This is a genomic window from Acidaminobacter hydrogenoformans DSM 2784, assembly GCF_900103005.1.
Lineage (GTDB): Bacteria > Bacillota > Clostridia > Peptostreptococcales > Acidaminobacteraceae > Acidaminobacter > Acidaminobacter hydrogenoformans.
The window spans coordinates 1-15,084 of record NZ_FMWL01000025.1; the positions used below are offsets into that span (position 1 = coordinate 1).

Genomic DNA, 15,084 nt, shown 5'->3' on the forward strand with positions numbered 1-15,084 from the left:
CTGGTACCTTCCACTTTCAAACTCAACCCTGAGCCTGAAGTCCCAGCAACCGTCGTAGACGTCGCCCTCTCAAACAGTGACTTCAGTATGCTGGTATCCCTTCTCCAAAAGGCTGACCTCGTCAGCGCCCTTCAAGGCGAAGGCCCATTCACCGTATTCGCGCCAACCAATGCAGCTTTTGAAAAACTGCTTGCAGCCCTTAACATTTCAGCATCAGAGCTAATGAACCAGCCGGATCTCGCGAAAGTCCTCCTCTACCATGTTGTCTCAGGCAAAGTGATGAGCACGGATCTTTCAAATGGTCTCGAGGCACCAACCCTCAACGGTGAAGCTATCAAATTCGACTTAAGCAGCGGTGTCAAAGTCAACCAAAGCAGCGTCACAGCAGCGGACATTGAAGCTGGAAACGGCGTCATCCATGTCGTAGACACAGTCCTCGTACCACAGAACTTCACTTATCAAGAAGTTGAAGTGCAAAACGATATCCCTAAGACTGGCGCAGTTGGATTGACCCCATTTGTCTTCGCAGGAATAATGACTTTAGCTGGCGCAGGCATGATGAAAAAAAGAATGAAGTAAAAGTAATTGCTGACCGTTTAGGTGTTGACCAGTCCACTATCAACAAACTAAAAAATGATTTTAGGATTTAAAAATACTAAAAAACAAAAATAGGAGCTTGCGGTTTATGCCGCATAGCTCCCATTTTTATGTCCGTTACTCCAGGCAGCTGCCATCCTGAAGTCCTGAACCCAGGCCGTTTCTTACGCCAGTTGCCCTAAAACCGTTGCCTTTTTGACTCCCAGCAGCGCCGGCACCAACGCCAGCACCCATACCAGCACCAGTGCCACTGGCTGTGCCGTCAGAGACACCGTTTGCGTTGCCACTGCCCCGACGAGCTTCTGAATCGCCATTGACGCCATTGCCACCCTTGAAACCACTGCCATTTCTGGCTTGTGCAGCCCCGGTAGCTACGCCGCTTGAAGCTCTTTCATCCCCACGCTCAAAAGCTTTGAGATGGTTCTCGCTGCCTTTCATTAGCGCGGTGAAGACGGCTTTGACATCCTCTGGAAGATTGGGATCTGCCAGGAATTTTTCATACATGGCAATATTTGCGACCTCTGCCTCGACACCTATACTGTAGATTTCAGCGAGGGTCTTCGGTATGACCAAATGCTCCGAAGCCGTATTGTCAGGCACCGTGACGCCATATTTTTCGAAAAGCGGCAGCAGTGCACTGATGTGCTGGGTCTCAGCCTTCATGATGTTTGAGAAAGGACGTGTGACGTCAAACTGTGACATGATCTTTTCATATTCAGCTTTGGCGAGGTACTCATCCTCAATGGCGTATTTCAGCATTTCCTCAAGGGTGAAGTCGCTATCTGAAGCAGCGCCTATGTGACCATAATCTTCAGTGCCCGCAAAAGCGGAAAGCGGTGCGAAAACCATAGAGATAGAAAGGACGGCAGGAATCACTTTTTTCATATTAATGTTTGTCATTTTAAAAACCTCCAAGTTTAATGTTGTGAGCATGTGCTCGTTTTGGTTATACCTGAATCTGTCAATCTCGGCTGCGTGTGGATCTTTGTTTCTTGAGGACATCATACCTCTCAAATGTAAAGGAAGTTTGTGCTTACCCTACATAGTTTGAAAAATTAAAATAGACCGCTATAATGAAGATAGTGCATCTCGCCATATACATAAAATGAATTTCAAATAAGCGAAAGAGGAGCATGATGATGACAGCCAAAGTCCCTATGACCTTCGTTAAAAACAATAATGCGAGAACCAAAACGTCCAACAAAACCAGTGTCGATTTTATAGGTACCGAGGTGACCGCCAAGGTCCGCGCTTTTCACAAAAGCTTTCCGCAATACCAGCTGACCCCCCTTCACAGCCTGGAGGCCCTGGCGAAGTCCATGGGCGTCAACGCCATTTGGGTAAAGGACGAATCCTACCGCTTTGGGCTCAACGCCTTCAAAGTCCTTGGCGGCTCCTACGCCATAGGAAAATACCTGGCGGAGCGCCTCGACACCCCGCTGGAGGACCTCTCCTTTGAAAAGCTTAAATCCAAAGACATGAAAGAAAAAATGGGTGACATCACCTTTGTGACCGCTACGGATGGCAACCATGGCCGGGGCATCGCCTGGGCCGCCAGGGAGCTGGGTCAGAAAGCCGTCGTCTACATGCCAAAGGGCTCTTCCCAAATAAGACTGGATAACATAAAAAATGAAGGCGCGGAGGCCTCCATTACCGAACTTAATTATGATGACGCCGTCAGACTCGCGGACCGTTACGCACAGGACCATGGCGGCGTCCTCGTCCAGGACAGCTCCTGGGAGGGCTACATGGACATCCCGACCTGGATCATGCAGGGTTACGCGACACTGGTGGACGAAGCTGTGGCGCAAATCAAGGCCATGGGTGAGGACCGGCCTACCCACGTTTTTCTCCAGGCCGGCGTGGGCTCCTTCGCGGGCAGCATTCTGGGCTACCTGGTTTCGGCCTTTGGCGAGGACTATCCTGTTACGGTGATTGTCGAGCCGGATGACGCGGCCTGCCTGTTCAAGTCCATCCGCATTGGGGACGGCGAGCCTCACGCGGTGACCGGCGACATGCCTACCATTATGGCAGGCCTTGCCTGCGGCGAACCGAGCCTGGTGGCCTGGGGCGTCTTAAGGGATTATGCCGATGGTTACCTTTCCTGCCCCGACGCCGTCGCCGCCAAAGGCATGCGAATCCTCGGAAATCCGCTGCAGGGTGATCCCCAGGTCATCTCCGGCGAGTCCGGCGCTGTTGGCATGGGTGTTCTCAGCCTTCTGACGTCATCCCCAGAGTACAAAGATCTGGCAGCTCAGCTGAAGCTGGACGCCCACTCGAAAATTCTCATCATCAGCACAGAGGGTGACACGGATCCGGAAAATTACAGAAGCGTTGTCTGGGATGGTGCTTATCCAACCTATTAACAGCATTCAGAATGTCAACCCAAAACTCCAAACACTTTATCCTATCCCCTTGGAGGTATAAAATTCTATGGATCAGCGATCAAGCCTGAACTACCTTGCCAAGCCCAGCTTAAACGCAGCTGAGGTCAAAGCGGTCAAAGTCCTTGAGGCACGTTGCGTCGCCCACGATCACACCGTCCTGAAGCTCGAGCTGGACTATAAGTTCAGCGCAGCTGAAGCTGGCAGCGTCGATCCCGCTCATCAAAACGAGTTCCTGTGTTATGACGGGGAGTGCCTCGTCGGTTATATAGGGATTTCAAGCTTTGGCGGCTCCGAGCCGGAGGTCGCGGGCATGGTAGATCCGGATTACAGACGAAACGGTATTTTTACAAAGCTTCTCGGTCAGGTGAAAGCTGAGCTGACAAGGAGGCGAATACCGTCCATGCTGCTTCTGAACGATCCGCTTTCAAATGCCGGAAAGCCATTTATTCAAACTCTTGACGTCGATCTTGAGCACACCGAATACGAAATGTTCCTGAAGCTGCCTTGGAAAATTGAACGACCTGAAGCCATAAAAAAAGGCATTCAACTGCGAAAGGCTACGAATCAAGACGCAGATGAGGTCGCGCGCCAAAATGACATTTATTTTAATAACGAAGCAACGGGGAGTGAAGAGACAACGCTTCAGGTGGGGACAGGGACAGACCGGAAACCCGCCACTGAAGCGGTGCAGGAAAGACGATTGTTGCCCGAAGAGGAAGAAAAGCGGGGCATGACGATCTACCTTGCGACACTGGCGGATGGGGGGACCATCGGCAAAATTCACCTGGAATACAGGCAGGGTAAGGGCGGCATTTACGGACTTGGAGTACTGCCAGCACACAGAAGCAAAGGGTACGGCCGCGCGCTGCTGTTGACAGGAACCGAGATTCTACTGGAGAAAGGTGCGACGGCAGTTTATCTCCAGGTCAACGCGGTCAACGAAAACGCACTGAAGCTGTACAGAAGCTGCGGCTTCGAGGTGACGTCAGCCATGGATTACTACAGGCTGTGGCTGAGGGTATAGAAGATACTCAAAGGTGAAGCCTTGAAAGTGAGGAATGCGCAATGGATGAGCAGGTTTTAGCGTGGCTCCTTGAAGACAATGATCCGTCCGTGCGGTACATGACCCTGACCACTTGGCTTGGACTGGACTCAGAAGTGGAAGAGGTGCGGCAGGCCAGGTCAGCGCTCATGTCAGCAGGGCCGGTGTGTGCGCTGCTGGAGCAGCAGAATGAAGACGGCTCGTGGGGTGAGGAGAATCGCTTTTACAGAGACAAATACCATGGCGCCGTCTGGTCCCTTTTATTATTGGCAGAGCTGGGGGCGGATCCCCGGGATGCCCGCGTCAAGAAAGCCTGTGAGTTCGTTTTGAGCGTTTCACAGGAGCCTGAAGAGGGCGGTTTTTCTTACGATAAAAGTGCCAAAACCGGCAGCGGGCTTTACAGCGGCGTCATCCCCTGCCTGACGGGGAATATGGTCTATGCTTTGATTAAGCTTGGTTACCTTGAGGATCCCCGCGTCCAGCATGCCATTGACTGGGTCTGCCGCTTTCAGAGAACGGATGACGGGGATACCGCGCCGCCAAAGGGGAAGCCTTATGATCGCTACGAGATGTGCTGGGGGAGGCATTCGTGCCACATGGGCGTGGCCAAGACGTTTAAAGCCCTCGCGGCGATCCCGGAAAGCCGGCGCAACGAAGCTGTACAGCGGAAGCTCGCGGCTATAGAGGACTATTTTCTGAAGCACCATATCTATAAGAAAAGCCATGATTTGGAGCAAGTCGCGCGGCCAGGTTGGCTGAGGCTGGGCTTTCCCCTGATGTACCAGACGGACCTGCTGGAGCTCCTCGGGATTTTTGCCGATCTGAAGCACTATGACCCAAGGCTTGAGGATGCGCTGAAAATCCTGAAAGAAAAGCGCTCTGCCGATGGTCTCTGGAAGCTCGAAAACTCTTTCAACGGCAAGATGCGTGTGGTCATTGAAAAGAAGGGAAAGCCTTCGAAGTGGCTGACGCTGAAAGCCTATAGAATTTTGAGGGCTTTTGGGGGCGAGTGAGATTGAGTGAGGTCAAGACAGTGAATTTAAACAGGATTGGAACGTAAAAAAGAGGATGCGTACAGCCTAAATTTAAGGCTGTATGCATCCTCTTGCTCTTGCTCAATTACTTCATGTTTGGCGTCTTGACATTCAGGACGCTGAAGGCTTCGCCTTGATCCGCCCAAAGCGCCATCATGGTTTCCGGCGGGCAAAGGACAATATCTGTCGCTTTGACAACCGCTTTTTCTTCGCCAATTTGAATGGTGCCGCTGCCGGAAACGACGTAAAAGAAAACATCGACAGGGACTTTGTGGGCTGAGATTTCATCTCCAGGATTTAAGTTCAGGTTCATGACGCGGGTATTGTCATGGCTGATGAGCTGCTTTGCGACGACGCCTCTTGGATTCGTCTTGCCTTCAATTTCGTTCATTCGGATAATTTGCATTTAAATAGCCTCCTTGTTTAATAGGTTTTGTTTGTTTTAGCGCTTTTGCACTGCGTGGGTGATAAAGGATTTTAATTCCTTTTGTATACTTTCAGAGTCACTTAAAGCATTTTTCCCGGCTACATTGAGCACAGTGCCGCGAATGGTGCTGAAAATGATCTCTGCTGTAAGCTCTGGATCAAGTGGCCGGACCTCACCGTTAGCCATGGCTTCGACCAAAATGGTTTTGAAAAAATCCGGTATTTGCTGAATGAAATTCTGAATGCCCGCCAAGTGGGAGAGCTCCGGGTTGCTGCTTTCCTGAATCAATACCAGGGCGAGCTTTTCATTTTTGGAAAGCTCACTGAAGTGAAAGTCTAAGAAACGGTTCAGCTTTTCGAGGTAGGCGCTGTTGCTGGTGAGAAGTACTTTCAGGTAGGCCTCGCGCTTGTCATATTCTGTCTGGAAGATATAGTCAAGGATCCCTTCCTTGTTTTTAAAGTTTGTATAGATCGTACCAACAGCAATTTCAGCGCTTTCGGAAATCATACGTGTTGTCGTGTTGGCATAACCTTTTTCAGCTAACAGAACAATAGCTGAATCGGCAATCAAGTCTTTTTTCATAATGGCACAGTCCTTTCGCGAAATGAGTGAGCGCTCATTCATATAGTAACGCATAGTTAGTTTAATATCAAGTTTTTTTATGAACAAAATAAGGGACAAACCAGAGTTATTGACATATGTCGGAATAAGAGTATAATGTAATTGAAAGCAACATATGTCATTAACCATGAAAGAAGGGATCAAGATGCCAGGTAAAAATGGTACTGGACCAGCGGGACTGGGCCGAGGTCTTGGCTTAGGCCGTTCATCCGGTGCGGGACAGGGACTTAATGCAAGACGCGTTGGCGGTAATGCTGGCTACGGCGTTCAAGGCTATTGTGTTTGTCCAAAGTGTGGCGCCAAAGTTGAGCATGAGCGCGCAGAGCCTTGTTATACAAAAAAATGCCCGTCCTGCGGCGCAATAATGGTTCGTGAATAACAAATTTGAAAGGAGAAGATGAAAATGCCAGGAAGAGATGGAACAGGTCCAATGGGTGCAGGTCCTATGACAGGCAGAGGCTTTGGAGGCTGCTATGCGGGTTGCGGCAAAGGCGCAGGTTTTGCAGGCTTTGGTTTTGGAAGAGGTATGGGACGCAGTATGGGCTGCCGCGGTGGATTTGGCAGAGGCTTTGGAAGATTTTATGGATACCAGCCTGAGTTTGAAGCGCCAAATGCTGTGTCTGAAAAAGAGCTTTTAGAAGAGCAAAAGAAATTTTTAGAAGCACAGCTTGACGCCATCAACAAAAAAATGCAAGAATAGAAAAAGCATAGGTGATGACGTCGCCTGAAAAATTTTGAAAGCTTTGGGGTGAATAAAATGCCAAGACCAATGAAATGGAGAAAAGTCTGCAGTCTGCCTGAAAACACCAGCTTTGGACCAATGGACGCAGACCAGCGTGAAGATGTCGTGATCATGACGGTAGATGAGTATGAAACAATCCGTTTGATTGATTTGGTTGGATTCACTCAGGAAGAATGCGCCAAGCACATGAATGTCGCAAGAACCACCGTGCAGGGTATTTATACAAGCGCAAGAAATAAGCTGGCACAGTCTTTAGTGAATGGCGTTGTTTTAAGGATTGAAGGCGGCGAATATAGACTTTGCGACAAAGATGAAATTGAATGCGGCCCAGGCTGCCATAGACGCAGGCAAAGACGCGGTGGCACTGTGAAATTTTAACTTCAAATGGGATCAAAAAAAGACGACCTGCTGAATTGCGAGTCGTCTTTTTGGTCTATTGGCGATCATGTCCACTATTAGGCTCAAGATCTGACTGGAAACCTAAAATCACTTGCTGATTGGACTGCCAGCCTTGTTATTGTGAAACCCCTTCGTATTGACGTGCTGTCCGTGGGATTTTCCTGGGTGTGGCGCAGTGCCATGCTGTTCCTTTTTCTTTTTTTCCTCAAGGAATTGTTTCATTTTTTCAAGATCCTTTTCTGACATAATAACAACTCCTTACCTCATAATCAGTCAGGGTATGCAACAACCTTCTGATAATTTAATGATACGCCTGAAACTGCGATCTTTCAAGTGAGAAGATTGTAACAGGGCAGTTTATTGACAGCTTCAAAATTTTGACGCTATAATGAGTAGTCTTAAGTTGACTAAACCTGACAAAAATTAATTAAAACGAATTATTTGAAGCCCAGCCTCAGAAAAGGTGGTTCCTATGGCCAAAAAAAATGGACTTCCCGTCTATATGCAGGTTGCCATTGATATAGCGGTAAGAATAACAAAGCGCGAACTTAGAGCTGAGCAAAAATTACTGGGCAGATCAACCCTGGCCAGTGAGTACAATGTATCACCTGAAACGATCCGAAAAGCCATGCGCCTTCTCGCGGATATGGAGATTGTTCGCGTGAAGCATGGTGACGGCATTTTTATCGAGTCCGTGGATAGAGCCCAGGAGTTTATTGACCGCTACCGAATGCGGGAAAACATTCAGGAGCTTAAGGAAAAAGTTCTAATACTGATGCAAGAGCGTGACCGCATTGAGCTTGAAATAAAAGATACCATGAGTAAAATAGCAGATTATACAAACAGATTCAAGAATAGCGACTTTTTAATTGTTTATGAAGAGAAAGTCCCGGAGACTTCCTTTGCTGTTGGGAAAACCCTGGAAACCCTTATGCTGTGGCAGCACACAGGCGCGACTGTTGTGGGCATCAAGCGCGGAGGAGATGTTTTTGTTTCGCCAGGGCCTTATGAGGTGCTTGGCTCAGGAGATATACTGCTTTTCATGGGAGAACCAAACTGCGGCCTCCGGATTCAGGAGTATTTGAGCGGAGAAGAAAATGGAAATGATATTTAGTATGTGACGATTCAGGGGAAACGGACGCAATTAACCTGCCCTCATAACAAGACAAAAGAACCTGATCAGAAGCAAGCGGGGATAAACCTCTATTGCCTGATATCAAGTTCTTTTTTCTTTTTTGAGGATAAAAGACCAAAAGCAAAAGGAGGATGCCGATAGTCGCAAGAAACCTCAAGGGAAACTGTATCTTGCACCTTTTCCCTCCGTCGTTCCATTCCCTCCTCTAATGAAACCTACAAAAGCGCCACAGTGCCTTCCGTGCTGATCTCCCTGTTGCAGTGGCGGCAATAGACTGGTGCAATTTCATTCCAAAGGACGTCGCGGTCCATGCCAGCAGCCGGATAATCCTTGGTGATCAGGCCATCCTTCATTTCAATAATTCTGTTTGATTTCGCCGCGATATGATCATTATGCGTGACGACGACAAAGGCCGTATTCAGCGTAGAATTGATGTTTCGCAGCAACTCATAAACCTGTTCTGTCGTTTCCGAGTCCAGGTTGCCGGTAGGTTCGTCCGCCAGGATCAGCTGTGGCTCGTTGATCAAAGCCCGGGCAATGGCTACGCGCTGCTGCTGCCCGCCGGAAAGCGCCGTAGCCTTGTTGTTGATTCGGTCCTTCAAGCCAACGAGCTCCAGGAGCTCTTTGGCCCGAGACGCAAGTTTCAGGCTGCCATTTCGGGACCTGATCCAGGTCGGCATCAAAACATTTTCCAGGGCGGTAAATTCCGGGAGTAAATGATGGAACTGAAAGATAAAGCCTAAATTGCGGTTCCTGAAATTGGCAAGCTGCAGGTCGCTCATCTTGGTGACATCTTCGCCAAGAAGTCTCAGTACGCCGCTGGTAGGTCGGTCCAGGGTCCCCAATATATTGAGAAGTGTCGTTTTGCCTGAGCCGGAGTAGCCAATAATACTTGAAAATTCACCAGGCTCAATGTTCAGCGAAACGCCTTTAAGCGCGTGGGTCTTGACGACAGTGCCGTACACCATTGTCAAATCTTTTGCTTCAAGGAGTGTGTTCGTCATAATCTGCCTCCTTCTTGAGAAATGGAATTTCGTAAAAAAGTAAATCGCGATTTAGCCACGAATAACATCAATTGGATTAAGATTCGCGGATCGCCGTGCTGGAAGCAGTGCCGAGAGAATGCTGGCAGTCGTAGCGATCACTATGATTGTGGCTGCGGCAACCGGATCAAACTGCAGTGGGAACAAAGCTTCGCCGGTTTGAATGGAAGTCCCCCACAGGAAGGCTTGGGTCAAGGCATAGCCTAAAAAACTGCCTAAAATGGATCCCAAGAATCCGAGGATCCCACCTTGGAGCAGAAAGATCCGGCTGGCGCTGCTGCTCGAAGTGCCCATGGCCTTTAGAATCCCAATCTGTTTCGATTTCTGCACCACAGAAACGGCCAATACGCTGGCAATGCCCAGGGTGATGGCAAGCAAAACGAAGGCTTGAATGGTCAAAGAAGAACTGCTCTGGCTAGTCAAGGCAGACAGCAAGCTGGCATTTTGAACCTTCCAGTTTTCAGATTTGACGCCAATAAACTGTTTTTCGTACTTTAATGCAAGCTGATCCGCCGCAAAGACGTCTTCAATTTGGACCTCAACACGACTGATGTCATCTCCAAACCCAAGAAGCCGCTGTGCCCGACCAAGCTCCATAAACAGCCAGGTTTCATTGAGGCTGTTGTTGCCCAAGTCGAACACGCCGGCGACAGTCAAACTTTGCTGTCCGCCACCCGGCAACTCAAAAGTAAAAGTATCACCCGGCTGAAGCAGCGCCTCATCCGCAAGGGAGGTTCCTATCAGCACTTGATTGCCCTCGACTGCGAAGCGCCCTGAGCTTAGCTTGGCGCTCAAGTCGTAAATTAAATCCGCTCTCTGGGGTTCAATGCCCCGCACGAGGATAGGCCAGCGCTCTCCGCTTTTAATTAGAAATCCGTTGCCTTCAGCGACAGGGGAGACCGCTGTGGTTTCTACAGCGGCATCAAGGGTCGCCAGCATGGGTTTCCAATTATCTAACGATTTTTCCTGTCTTGAGAAATTACCAGAGCTCGAAGCTACAAAACCCGTTTCGTTATTCAGCACAGACACATTGGGGGTGTCTGCCGCAGAAAAAGTCATGTGTGGGCTCGAACCCACTGTGCCATTGACTAAATCGCGCTGGAGACCGCTGATTAAAGTGCCCAGGAACACCTGAACCGCGACACCTATGGCGATCCCGAGCAAAATAAAGGTCGTTTGGCCCCGGCCATCTTTTAGAAACCGCAGCGCTATTTTTAACTCAAAAATCATGAGGCTTCACCTGACTCGGTTTGGTCACCCAAGGTGATGCTGTCGCCCGGTTCCAGCTCGGAAGCTGGGTCAATAACAATGTCACCAATTTCTAAGCCCTCGAGAACAAGATATTCTGATAAGCCAACGGCCTCGAGCTTAACCGCTCTGGCTTCAACCGTACCGCCAGATTCAACCAGAACCATTGACTCTGAAGGCTTCCATAAAGCTTCAGCCGGCAGGATCATAGCGGCGTCAAGGGTTCTGACAACAATCTCAGCCTGAATGGACAAATTTTCGATCCACGTCATTTCACCCGGCATCAGCTTAATTTGTACCTTGACCGTTCCTGTTGTACTTTCCACACGCGGGAGAATTTTGGAAACGGACGCTTCAACCGCTTTTGATGGAAAGCTTTCCGGCCATAGCATGACCTTTTGACCAACCTGTATAAGTCCAATCTTGCGTTCCTCCAGCTCGATCTCGGCAATGTAGCTGCTTTCATCCACCAGCGTCAAAAGTGTCGATCCGGCGGTAATATATTCTCCCGCCTCACGGCTACGTTCAAGGACAATGCCATCAAAGGGCGCCGTCAAAATATACTTCTCTTTTTGGCTTTGAAGGGTCTGCAGGGATTCTCTGGCTTGAGCAATGCCAGCCGCAGCCTCGGAAAGGGAAGCACCGCCTGACGCATAGGCTTTTGCCGTAGCCCTCGCAGCATTTAGCTTGGAGGTCTGCAGCTCAACACTTCGCTCCAGATTCTCCAGCTCAGCTCTGGCGACAGCGCCACTCTCAAACAGAACGCGTGTATCTTCAAGCTGCTTATTCAGATCAGAAAGACCAATTTCCAATTGCTGCACAGACGCTTCCGCGCCAGGCAGAGAAACCTCAGAAACGGTTCTGTATCTCGCCCTTGCTGCACTCAAAGCGGCTTCACGTTCCTTGACACTTTGTGCCACATCACTGTTGTCAATGGACACGAGGATTTGCCCAGCTGCAACCCTGTCTCCAGGCTGGACGGAAATATCTTTCAAAGCGCCGGAAATTTCTGCCTGCAGGTCAACTTTTCGCTCTGCAAGAATCTTCCCTGAGGCAGTTATGGTTTGTATGAAGGGTTGGTTTTCCATGGTCCAATAACCCGTAAAAGGTTCACTTCTGTTATTCCAGAAGAAAAATGCTGCTGCAGCTGTGACTGCAATTCCCGCAATGATCCATTTTTTCTTAATCAAACTTAGCACTCCCTGTTGTTGTGTCATTTGACTTCTAAAGTCTATAGTTGTTATGATTACATAACTATAATTAATTTAACAAATTCATTATACCCCATAAATTAATTGTTAACCACCGTTCAGCGTTGACATGCCATGTTTTGAAGAACTTTTGGGACAATAGAAACAGTGCAACAAATTGATGAATGGAGTTTCTAATTGATATTTGTTTTCATTTTCCTTTTGACAAAGAGACAACCTTGTGATATTATAGGGTTGCTTATAGTGACAACTTAATGATTTGCGTAGATTGTCTGTCGTGTCGCGGCAGACTTTTAATTTGTAAAGGTGGTGATTTTTATCATTGAGTTAAAGAAAGTCAGCAAAGAATACAGCAGGAACAAGCCGGTGGTAGATGCCCTGGATCTCATGATCAATCAGGGGGAATTTGTCGTTTTGATCGGTGAAAGTGGCTGTGGAAAGACGACGACCATGAAAATGATCAATCGTCTGATTGATGTCTCAAAGGGCCAGATTTTGATCGATGGCCAGGACATCATGAAAATGGATCCTATTAATCTCAGGAGAAAAATTGGCTATGTCATTCAAAAGGTGGGTCTGTTCCCGCACATGACAGTGGGGGACAACATTGAGATCATTCCAAAGCTCATGAAATGGCCAAAGGAAAAGAGAAAGGCTCGCGCGATGGACCTTCTTGACCTCGTGGGTCTTTCCGGAGAAGAGTATTATGACCGTTATCCGAGTGAGCTCAGTGGTGGACAGCAGCAGAGGATTGGTTTTGCCCGGGCCCTCGCAATTGATCCGGACATCATTCTGATGGACGAGCCCTTCAGCGCCCTCGACCCAATGACCCGTGAACAGCTGCAGAATGAACTTCTTAAGATTCAAGAGGAGCTGCACAAGACAATCATTTTTGTCACCCATGATATGGACGAGGCCCTCAAGCTCGGGGATAAGATCGCTGTGATGAAAGACGGCAAGATTCTGCAGTATGCTTCTCCGGAAGTCATTCTCAAAAGTCCGGTCAACGAATTTGTTGAGTACTTTGTTGGGAAAGACAGGTTGTGGCGCTCACCAGAGATGGTTTATGCCCGGGACATTATGAACCGCAAAGTCGTCAAGGTTGGCGAAAACCGTTCTTCTGCCAACGCGATTGAAGTTATGAAGGCGAATGGTGTGACGTCGTTGGCGATTGTCAGCCAACAATCGGATAAGCCTCAAAAAATACTTGGATATGTAACCCGTGCGGAGCTCCGTCATGCGACCGATCACCAGATCAAGATGAAAGACGTTATGAACACAAGGGTTCACGTCATCAACGAGTCCATGAATATGCTGGAGGTCCTCAACTACATGACCAACAACAAAATTCAGCAGGTTTACGTGTCAAATGATGAGGACAACCTGACGGGCGTGATTACGGAAACCAACATCATTAACCTGATCACGGAAATCTCGTCTGACATTGGTGAGGAAGAGAAAGTGGCAGGTGATCAATAATGGCAACCAGACAAACGTTAATTGAATTTATTGGAGAGCGGTATCCTGAAATTTTTGCGTTGGCCTTAGACCACATGCAGATCACGGGACTGGCGGTTCTCCTGGCAATTTTGCTGGGCGTCCCAGTTGGGATCTGGATTACGCGCAATAAGAAGCTGGCCAGATATATTATCGGGACGGCGAACATCTTTCAGACGCTCCCAAGCCTTGCGCTGTTTGGCCTCGTCATCCCGTTCATGGGTGTCGGCCTGAAGCCGGCTGTGTTTGTGCTGTTCCTCTATGCGCTGCTTCCAATTATAAAGAACACTTACATTGGAATCGAAAGTATAGATCCGGCGGCTATTGAGGCAGGTCGGGGCATGGGTATGAAAAACCATGAGATCCTGTTCCTGGTAGAAATCCCGCTGGCGTTGCCCGTCATCATGGGCGGCATTCGAATCTCAACGGTCATCAACATTGGTACGGCCACCATTGCCAGCCTGATTGGCGCCGGTGGACTTGGTGACTTCATCTTCAAAGGTATTTCAATGTACAACAACAACTATCTCCTTGCGGGTGCGATCCCTACAGCGCTGCTGGCCCTCGGGGTGGACGGGCTCCTCGGACTGTTCGAGTACAAAATCACGCCAAAGGGACTCAAGCTGGCAAGATCGTAAGCATTTGTCTTGCATGCAGTCTAAGCAGCTAAGACAATCCCAATACTTTAACTACTATCAAACTGGAGGTTTCATATGAAAATATTTAAACGACTATTATTGACAATTACAGCGGCGCTCATGCTTGTTTCACTCGCGGCATGCGGTCAGGCAGCAGATGAGCCCGTCAAGATTGGACACAAAAACTTTACGGAGCAGCGAATTCTCGGACAGATGTTTGCAGAGCTGATCGAGTCCAAAACAGATTTGACCGCTGAGGTTACTGAATTTGGCGGTACCAACATTGTCTTTGAGGCACTCAAAAGCAATGAAGTCAACATATATCCGGAGTATACCGGAACGGCCTATGGCTCCATTTTGAATCAGACAGAGCTCAACGATCCCCAGGAAGTATACGACTACGTCAAGAACACTTATAAAGAAGAGTTCAATATAGAGTGGGGCATTCCAATGGGCTTCAACAACACATATACCTTCGCGGTGCGCCCTGAGATCGCGGAAGAATACAATCTGAAGACTTTCTCTGATCTTTCAGGTGTGGCCTCTGAGCTGAGACTGGTAGCAGCCATAGAGTTCCTGGAGCGTGCCGATGGTCTTCCAGGCGTACAGCAAACCTACGGCGGCTTTGAATTCAAGCAAATTACTCCTATGGATCCGGGCCTGCGCTATGCTGCCATCGACCAAAAAGAAAGCGATGTCATGGATGCCTTCTCAACAGACGGCAAATTAATTGAATTTGGCTTGGTCGTTCTCGAAGACGACAAGCAGTTCTTCCCGCCATATTACGCGGCACCCCTTCTCAACGGGGAATTCAGCGAGGCGCATCCAGAGGTGGCAGAGCTGCTTCTGACTCTGGCAGACCAGATTTCAGATGAAGAAATGCAGCAAATGAATTACGAGGTCGACAACCTTGGCACCAACGAGCGAGAAGTCGCGAAGAAGTTCCTTCAGTCCAAGGGCTTGATCGACTAAATCGCTATAACATGGAAGATGGCGCAGAACCTGCGCTGTCTTCTTTTTTTTACAGAATGTGTTTAAAGGCCACCTCTGGTTGGGGACAGGC

18 protein-coding genes are annotated in these 15,084 nt (G+C 48.8%); 11 read left to right on the forward strand and 7 right to left on the reverse strand.

From position 1 onward, the window contains the following. Positions 1-579, forward strand: a 579-nt coding sequence (locus BLP63_RS15165) for a fasciclin domain-containing protein (RefSeq protein ID WP_207646485.1), incomplete at its 5' end; no start/stop codon positions are given. Positions 580-714: 135 nt separating this feature from the next. On the opposite strand, the gene BLP63_RS15170 is transcribed toward BLP63_RS15165, so the two are convergent. Further along, positions 715-1,497: a ferritin-like domain-containing protein gene (locus BLP63_RS15170; RefSeq protein WP_170829495.1), complete on the reverse strand. Its 783-nt coding sequence runs from the start codon at positions 1,495-1,497 to the stop codon at positions 715-717. 239 nt (positions 1,498-1,736) lie between these two features. On the opposite strand from BLP63_RS15170, the gene dpaL reads away from it, so the two are divergent. From dpaL to BLP63_RS15185, 3 genes are all read left to right on the forward strand, one after another. Continuing rightward, entirely contained in the window at positions 1,737-2,963 is a 1,227-nt protein-coding gene (gene dpaL / locus BLP63_RS15175; protein WP_092593127.1) for a diaminopropionate ammonia-lyase, read from the forward strand. A 67-nt stretch (positions 2,964-3,030) separates the two neighbouring features. Next, a complete protein-coding gene (locus tag BLP63_RS15180; RefSeq protein ID WP_092593071.1) occupies positions 3,031-4,008 on the forward strand; it encodes a GNAT family N-acetyltransferase in 978 nt (325 codons plus the stop codon). A 41-nt stretch (positions 4,009-4,049) separates the two neighbouring features. Then, the gene (locus BLP63_RS15185; protein WP_092593073.1) at positions 4,050-5,039 is read left to right on the forward strand and encodes a prenyltransferase/squalene oxidase repeat-containing protein; all 990 of its coding nucleotides are present in this window, start codon (positions 4,050-4,052) and stop codon (positions 5,037-5,039) included. Positions 5,040-5,145: 106 nt separating this feature from the next. On the opposite strand, the gene BLP63_RS15190 is transcribed toward BLP63_RS15185, so the two are convergent. Both BLP63_RS15190 and BLP63_RS15195 read right to left on the reverse strand, forming a co-directional pair. Further along, positions 5,146-5,466, reverse strand: coding sequence for a cupin domain-containing protein (locus BLP63_RS15190; RefSeq protein ID WP_092593075.1), 321 nt, complete (start codon positions 5,464-5,466; stop codon positions 5,146-5,148). Positions 5,467-5,502: 36 nt separating this feature from the next. Then, positions 5,503-6,069 (reverse strand): TetR/AcrR family transcriptional regulator, encoded by a 567-nt coding sequence (locus tag BLP63_RS15195; protein ID WP_170829496.1) that lies wholly within the window; start codon positions 6,067-6,069, stop codon positions 5,503-5,505. A gap of 184 nt (positions 6,070-6,253) precedes the next feature. Between BLP63_RS15195 and BLP63_RS15200 the strand changes: the two genes are divergently transcribed. From BLP63_RS15200 to BLP63_RS15210, 3 genes are read left to right on the forward strand one after another with little or no spacing between them, the layout of a single operon-like run. Next, on the forward strand, positions 6,254-6,487 hold the full coding sequence (locus BLP63_RS15200) for a hypothetical protein (RefSeq protein ID WP_092593079.1): 234 nt from the start codon (positions 6,254-6,256) through the stop codon (positions 6,485-6,487). A 24-nt stretch (positions 6,488-6,511) separates the two neighbouring features. Continuing rightward, positions 6,512-6,808, forward strand: coding sequence for a DUF5320 domain-containing protein (locus BLP63_RS15205; protein ID WP_092593081.1), 297 nt, complete (start codon positions 6,512-6,514; stop codon positions 6,806-6,808). A gap of 57 nt (positions 6,809-6,865) precedes the next feature. Beyond that, positions 6,866-7,228 (forward strand): DUF134 domain-containing protein, encoded by a 363-nt coding sequence (locus tag BLP63_RS15210; protein WP_092593083.1) that lies wholly within the window; start codon positions 6,866-6,868, stop codon positions 7,226-7,228. Positions 7,229-7,336: 108 nt separating this feature from the next. Here the strand turns inward: BLP63_RS15210 and BLP63_RS16940 are convergent, their stop codons facing one another. Next, on the reverse strand, positions 7,337-7,495 hold the full coding sequence (locus tag BLP63_RS16940; protein WP_170829497.1) for a hypothetical protein: 159 nt from the start codon (positions 7,493-7,495) through the stop codon (positions 7,337-7,339). A 226-nt stretch (positions 7,496-7,721) separates the two neighbouring features. Here BLP63_RS16940 and BLP63_RS15215 point away from each other — a divergent pair, with 226 nt between their 5' ends. Then, the gene (locus BLP63_RS15215) at positions 7,722-8,363 is read left to right on the forward strand and encodes a TrkA C-terminal domain-containing protein (RefSeq protein ID WP_092593085.1); all 642 of its coding nucleotides are present in this window, start codon (positions 7,722-7,724) and stop codon (positions 8,361-8,363) included. A gap of 236 nt (positions 8,364-8,599) precedes the next feature. On the opposite strand, the gene BLP63_RS15220 is transcribed toward BLP63_RS15215, so the two are convergent. Genes BLP63_RS15220 through BLP63_RS15230 form a run of 3 tightly spaced genes read right to left on the reverse strand, consistent with a single transcriptional unit; the run spans position 8,600 to position 11,865 of the window. After that, positions 8,600-9,388 carry an ABC transporter ATP-binding protein gene (locus BLP63_RS15220; protein ID WP_092593087.1) on the reverse strand — a complete coding sequence of 263 codons (789 nt, stop codon included), beginning with the start codon at positions 9,386-9,388 and terminating at the stop codon, positions 8,600-8,602. Between the two features lie 51 nt (positions 9,389-9,439). Then, positions 9,440-10,657 (reverse strand): ABC transporter permease, encoded by a 1,218-nt coding sequence (locus BLP63_RS15225; RefSeq protein ID WP_092593089.1) that lies wholly within the window; start codon positions 10,655-10,657, stop codon positions 9,440-9,442. Then, entirely contained in the window at positions 10,654-11,865 is a 1,212-nt protein-coding gene (locus tag BLP63_RS15230) for an efflux RND transporter periplasmic adaptor subunit (protein ID WP_170829498.1), read from the reverse strand. Before BLP63_RS15230 ends, BLP63_RS15225 begins: the two co-directional genes overlap by 4 nt. A gap of 330 nt (positions 11,866-12,195) precedes the next feature. Here BLP63_RS15230 and BLP63_RS15235 point away from each other — a divergent pair, with 330 nt between their 5' ends. The 3 genes from BLP63_RS15235 (at position 12,196) to BLP63_RS15245 (ending at position 14,993) form a co-directional block, all read left to right on the forward strand. Then, the gene (locus tag BLP63_RS15235; protein ID WP_330387181.1) at positions 12,196-13,365 is read left to right on the forward strand and encodes an ABC transporter ATP-binding protein; all 1,170 of its coding nucleotides are present in this window, start codon (positions 12,196-12,198) and stop codon (positions 13,363-13,365) included. Next, positions 13,365-14,021, forward strand: a complete 657-nt coding sequence (locus tag BLP63_RS15240; RefSeq protein WP_092593093.1) for an ABC transporter permease — start codon at positions 13,365-13,367, stop codon at positions 14,019-14,021. Before BLP63_RS15235 ends, BLP63_RS15240 begins: the two co-directional genes overlap by 1 nt. Before the next feature lie 75 nt (positions 14,022-14,096). Next, the gene (locus BLP63_RS15245) at positions 14,097-14,993 is read left to right on the forward strand and encodes an ABC transporter substrate-binding protein (protein WP_092593095.1); all 897 of its coding nucleotides are present in this window, start codon (positions 14,097-14,099) and stop codon (positions 14,991-14,993) included. The last annotated feature ends 91 nt before the right edge of the window (positions 14,994-15,084 follow it).

Coding starts and splice junctions, on each gene's coding strand:
- BLP63_RS15170 (WP_170829495.1), bottom strand. CDS start 1,497: ATGACAAACATTAATATGAAAAAAGTGATTCCTGCCGTCCTTTCTATC.
- dpaL (WP_092593127.1), top strand. CDS start 1,737: ATGACAGCCAAAGTCCCTATGACCTTCGTTAAAAACAATAATGCGAGA.
- BLP63_RS15180 (WP_092593071.1), top strand. CDS start 3,031: ATGGATCAGCGATCAAGCCTGAACTACCTTGCCAAGCCCAGCTTAAAC.
- BLP63_RS15185 (WP_092593073.1), top strand. CDS start 4,050: ATGGATGAGCAGGTTTTAGCGTGGCTCCTTGAAGACAATGATCCGTCC.
- BLP63_RS15190 (WP_092593075.1), bottom strand. CDS start 5,466: ATGCAAATTATCCGAATGAACGAAATTGAAGGCAAGACGAATCCAAGA.
- BLP63_RS15195 (WP_170829496.1), bottom strand. CDS start 6,069: ATGAAAAAAGACTTGATTGCCGATTCAGCTATTGTTCTGTTAGCTGAA.
- BLP63_RS15200 (WP_092593079.1), top strand. CDS start 6,254: ATGCCAGGTAAAAATGGTACTGGACCAGCGGGACTGGGCCGAGGTCTT.
- BLP63_RS15205 (WP_092593081.1), top strand. CDS start 6,512: ATGCCAGGAAGAGATGGAACAGGTCCAATGGGTGCAGGTCCTATGACA.
- BLP63_RS15210 (WP_092593083.1), top strand. CDS start 6,866: ATGCCAAGACCAATGAAATGGAGAAAAGTCTGCAGTCTGCCTGAAAAC.
- BLP63_RS16940 (WP_170829497.1), bottom strand. CDS start 7,495: ATGTCAGAAAAGGATCTTGAAAAAATGAAACAATTCCTTGAGGAAAAA.
- BLP63_RS15215 (WP_092593085.1), top strand. CDS start 7,722: ATGGCCAAAAAAAATGGACTTCCCGTCTATATGCAGGTTGCCATTGAT.
- BLP63_RS15220 (WP_092593087.1), bottom strand. CDS start 9,388: ATGACGAACACACTCCTTGAAGCAAAAGATTTGACAATGGTGTACGGC.
- BLP63_RS15225 (WP_092593089.1), bottom strand. CDS start 10,657: ATGATTTTTGAGTTAAAAATAGCGCTGCGGTTTCTAAAAGATGGCCGG.
- BLP63_RS15240 (WP_092593093.1), top strand. CDS start 13,365: ATGGCAACCAGACAAACGTTAATTGAATTTATTGGAGAGCGGTATCCT.
- BLP63_RS15245 (WP_092593095.1), top strand. CDS start 14,097: ATGAAAATATTTAAACGACTATTATTGACAATTACAGCGGCGCTCATG.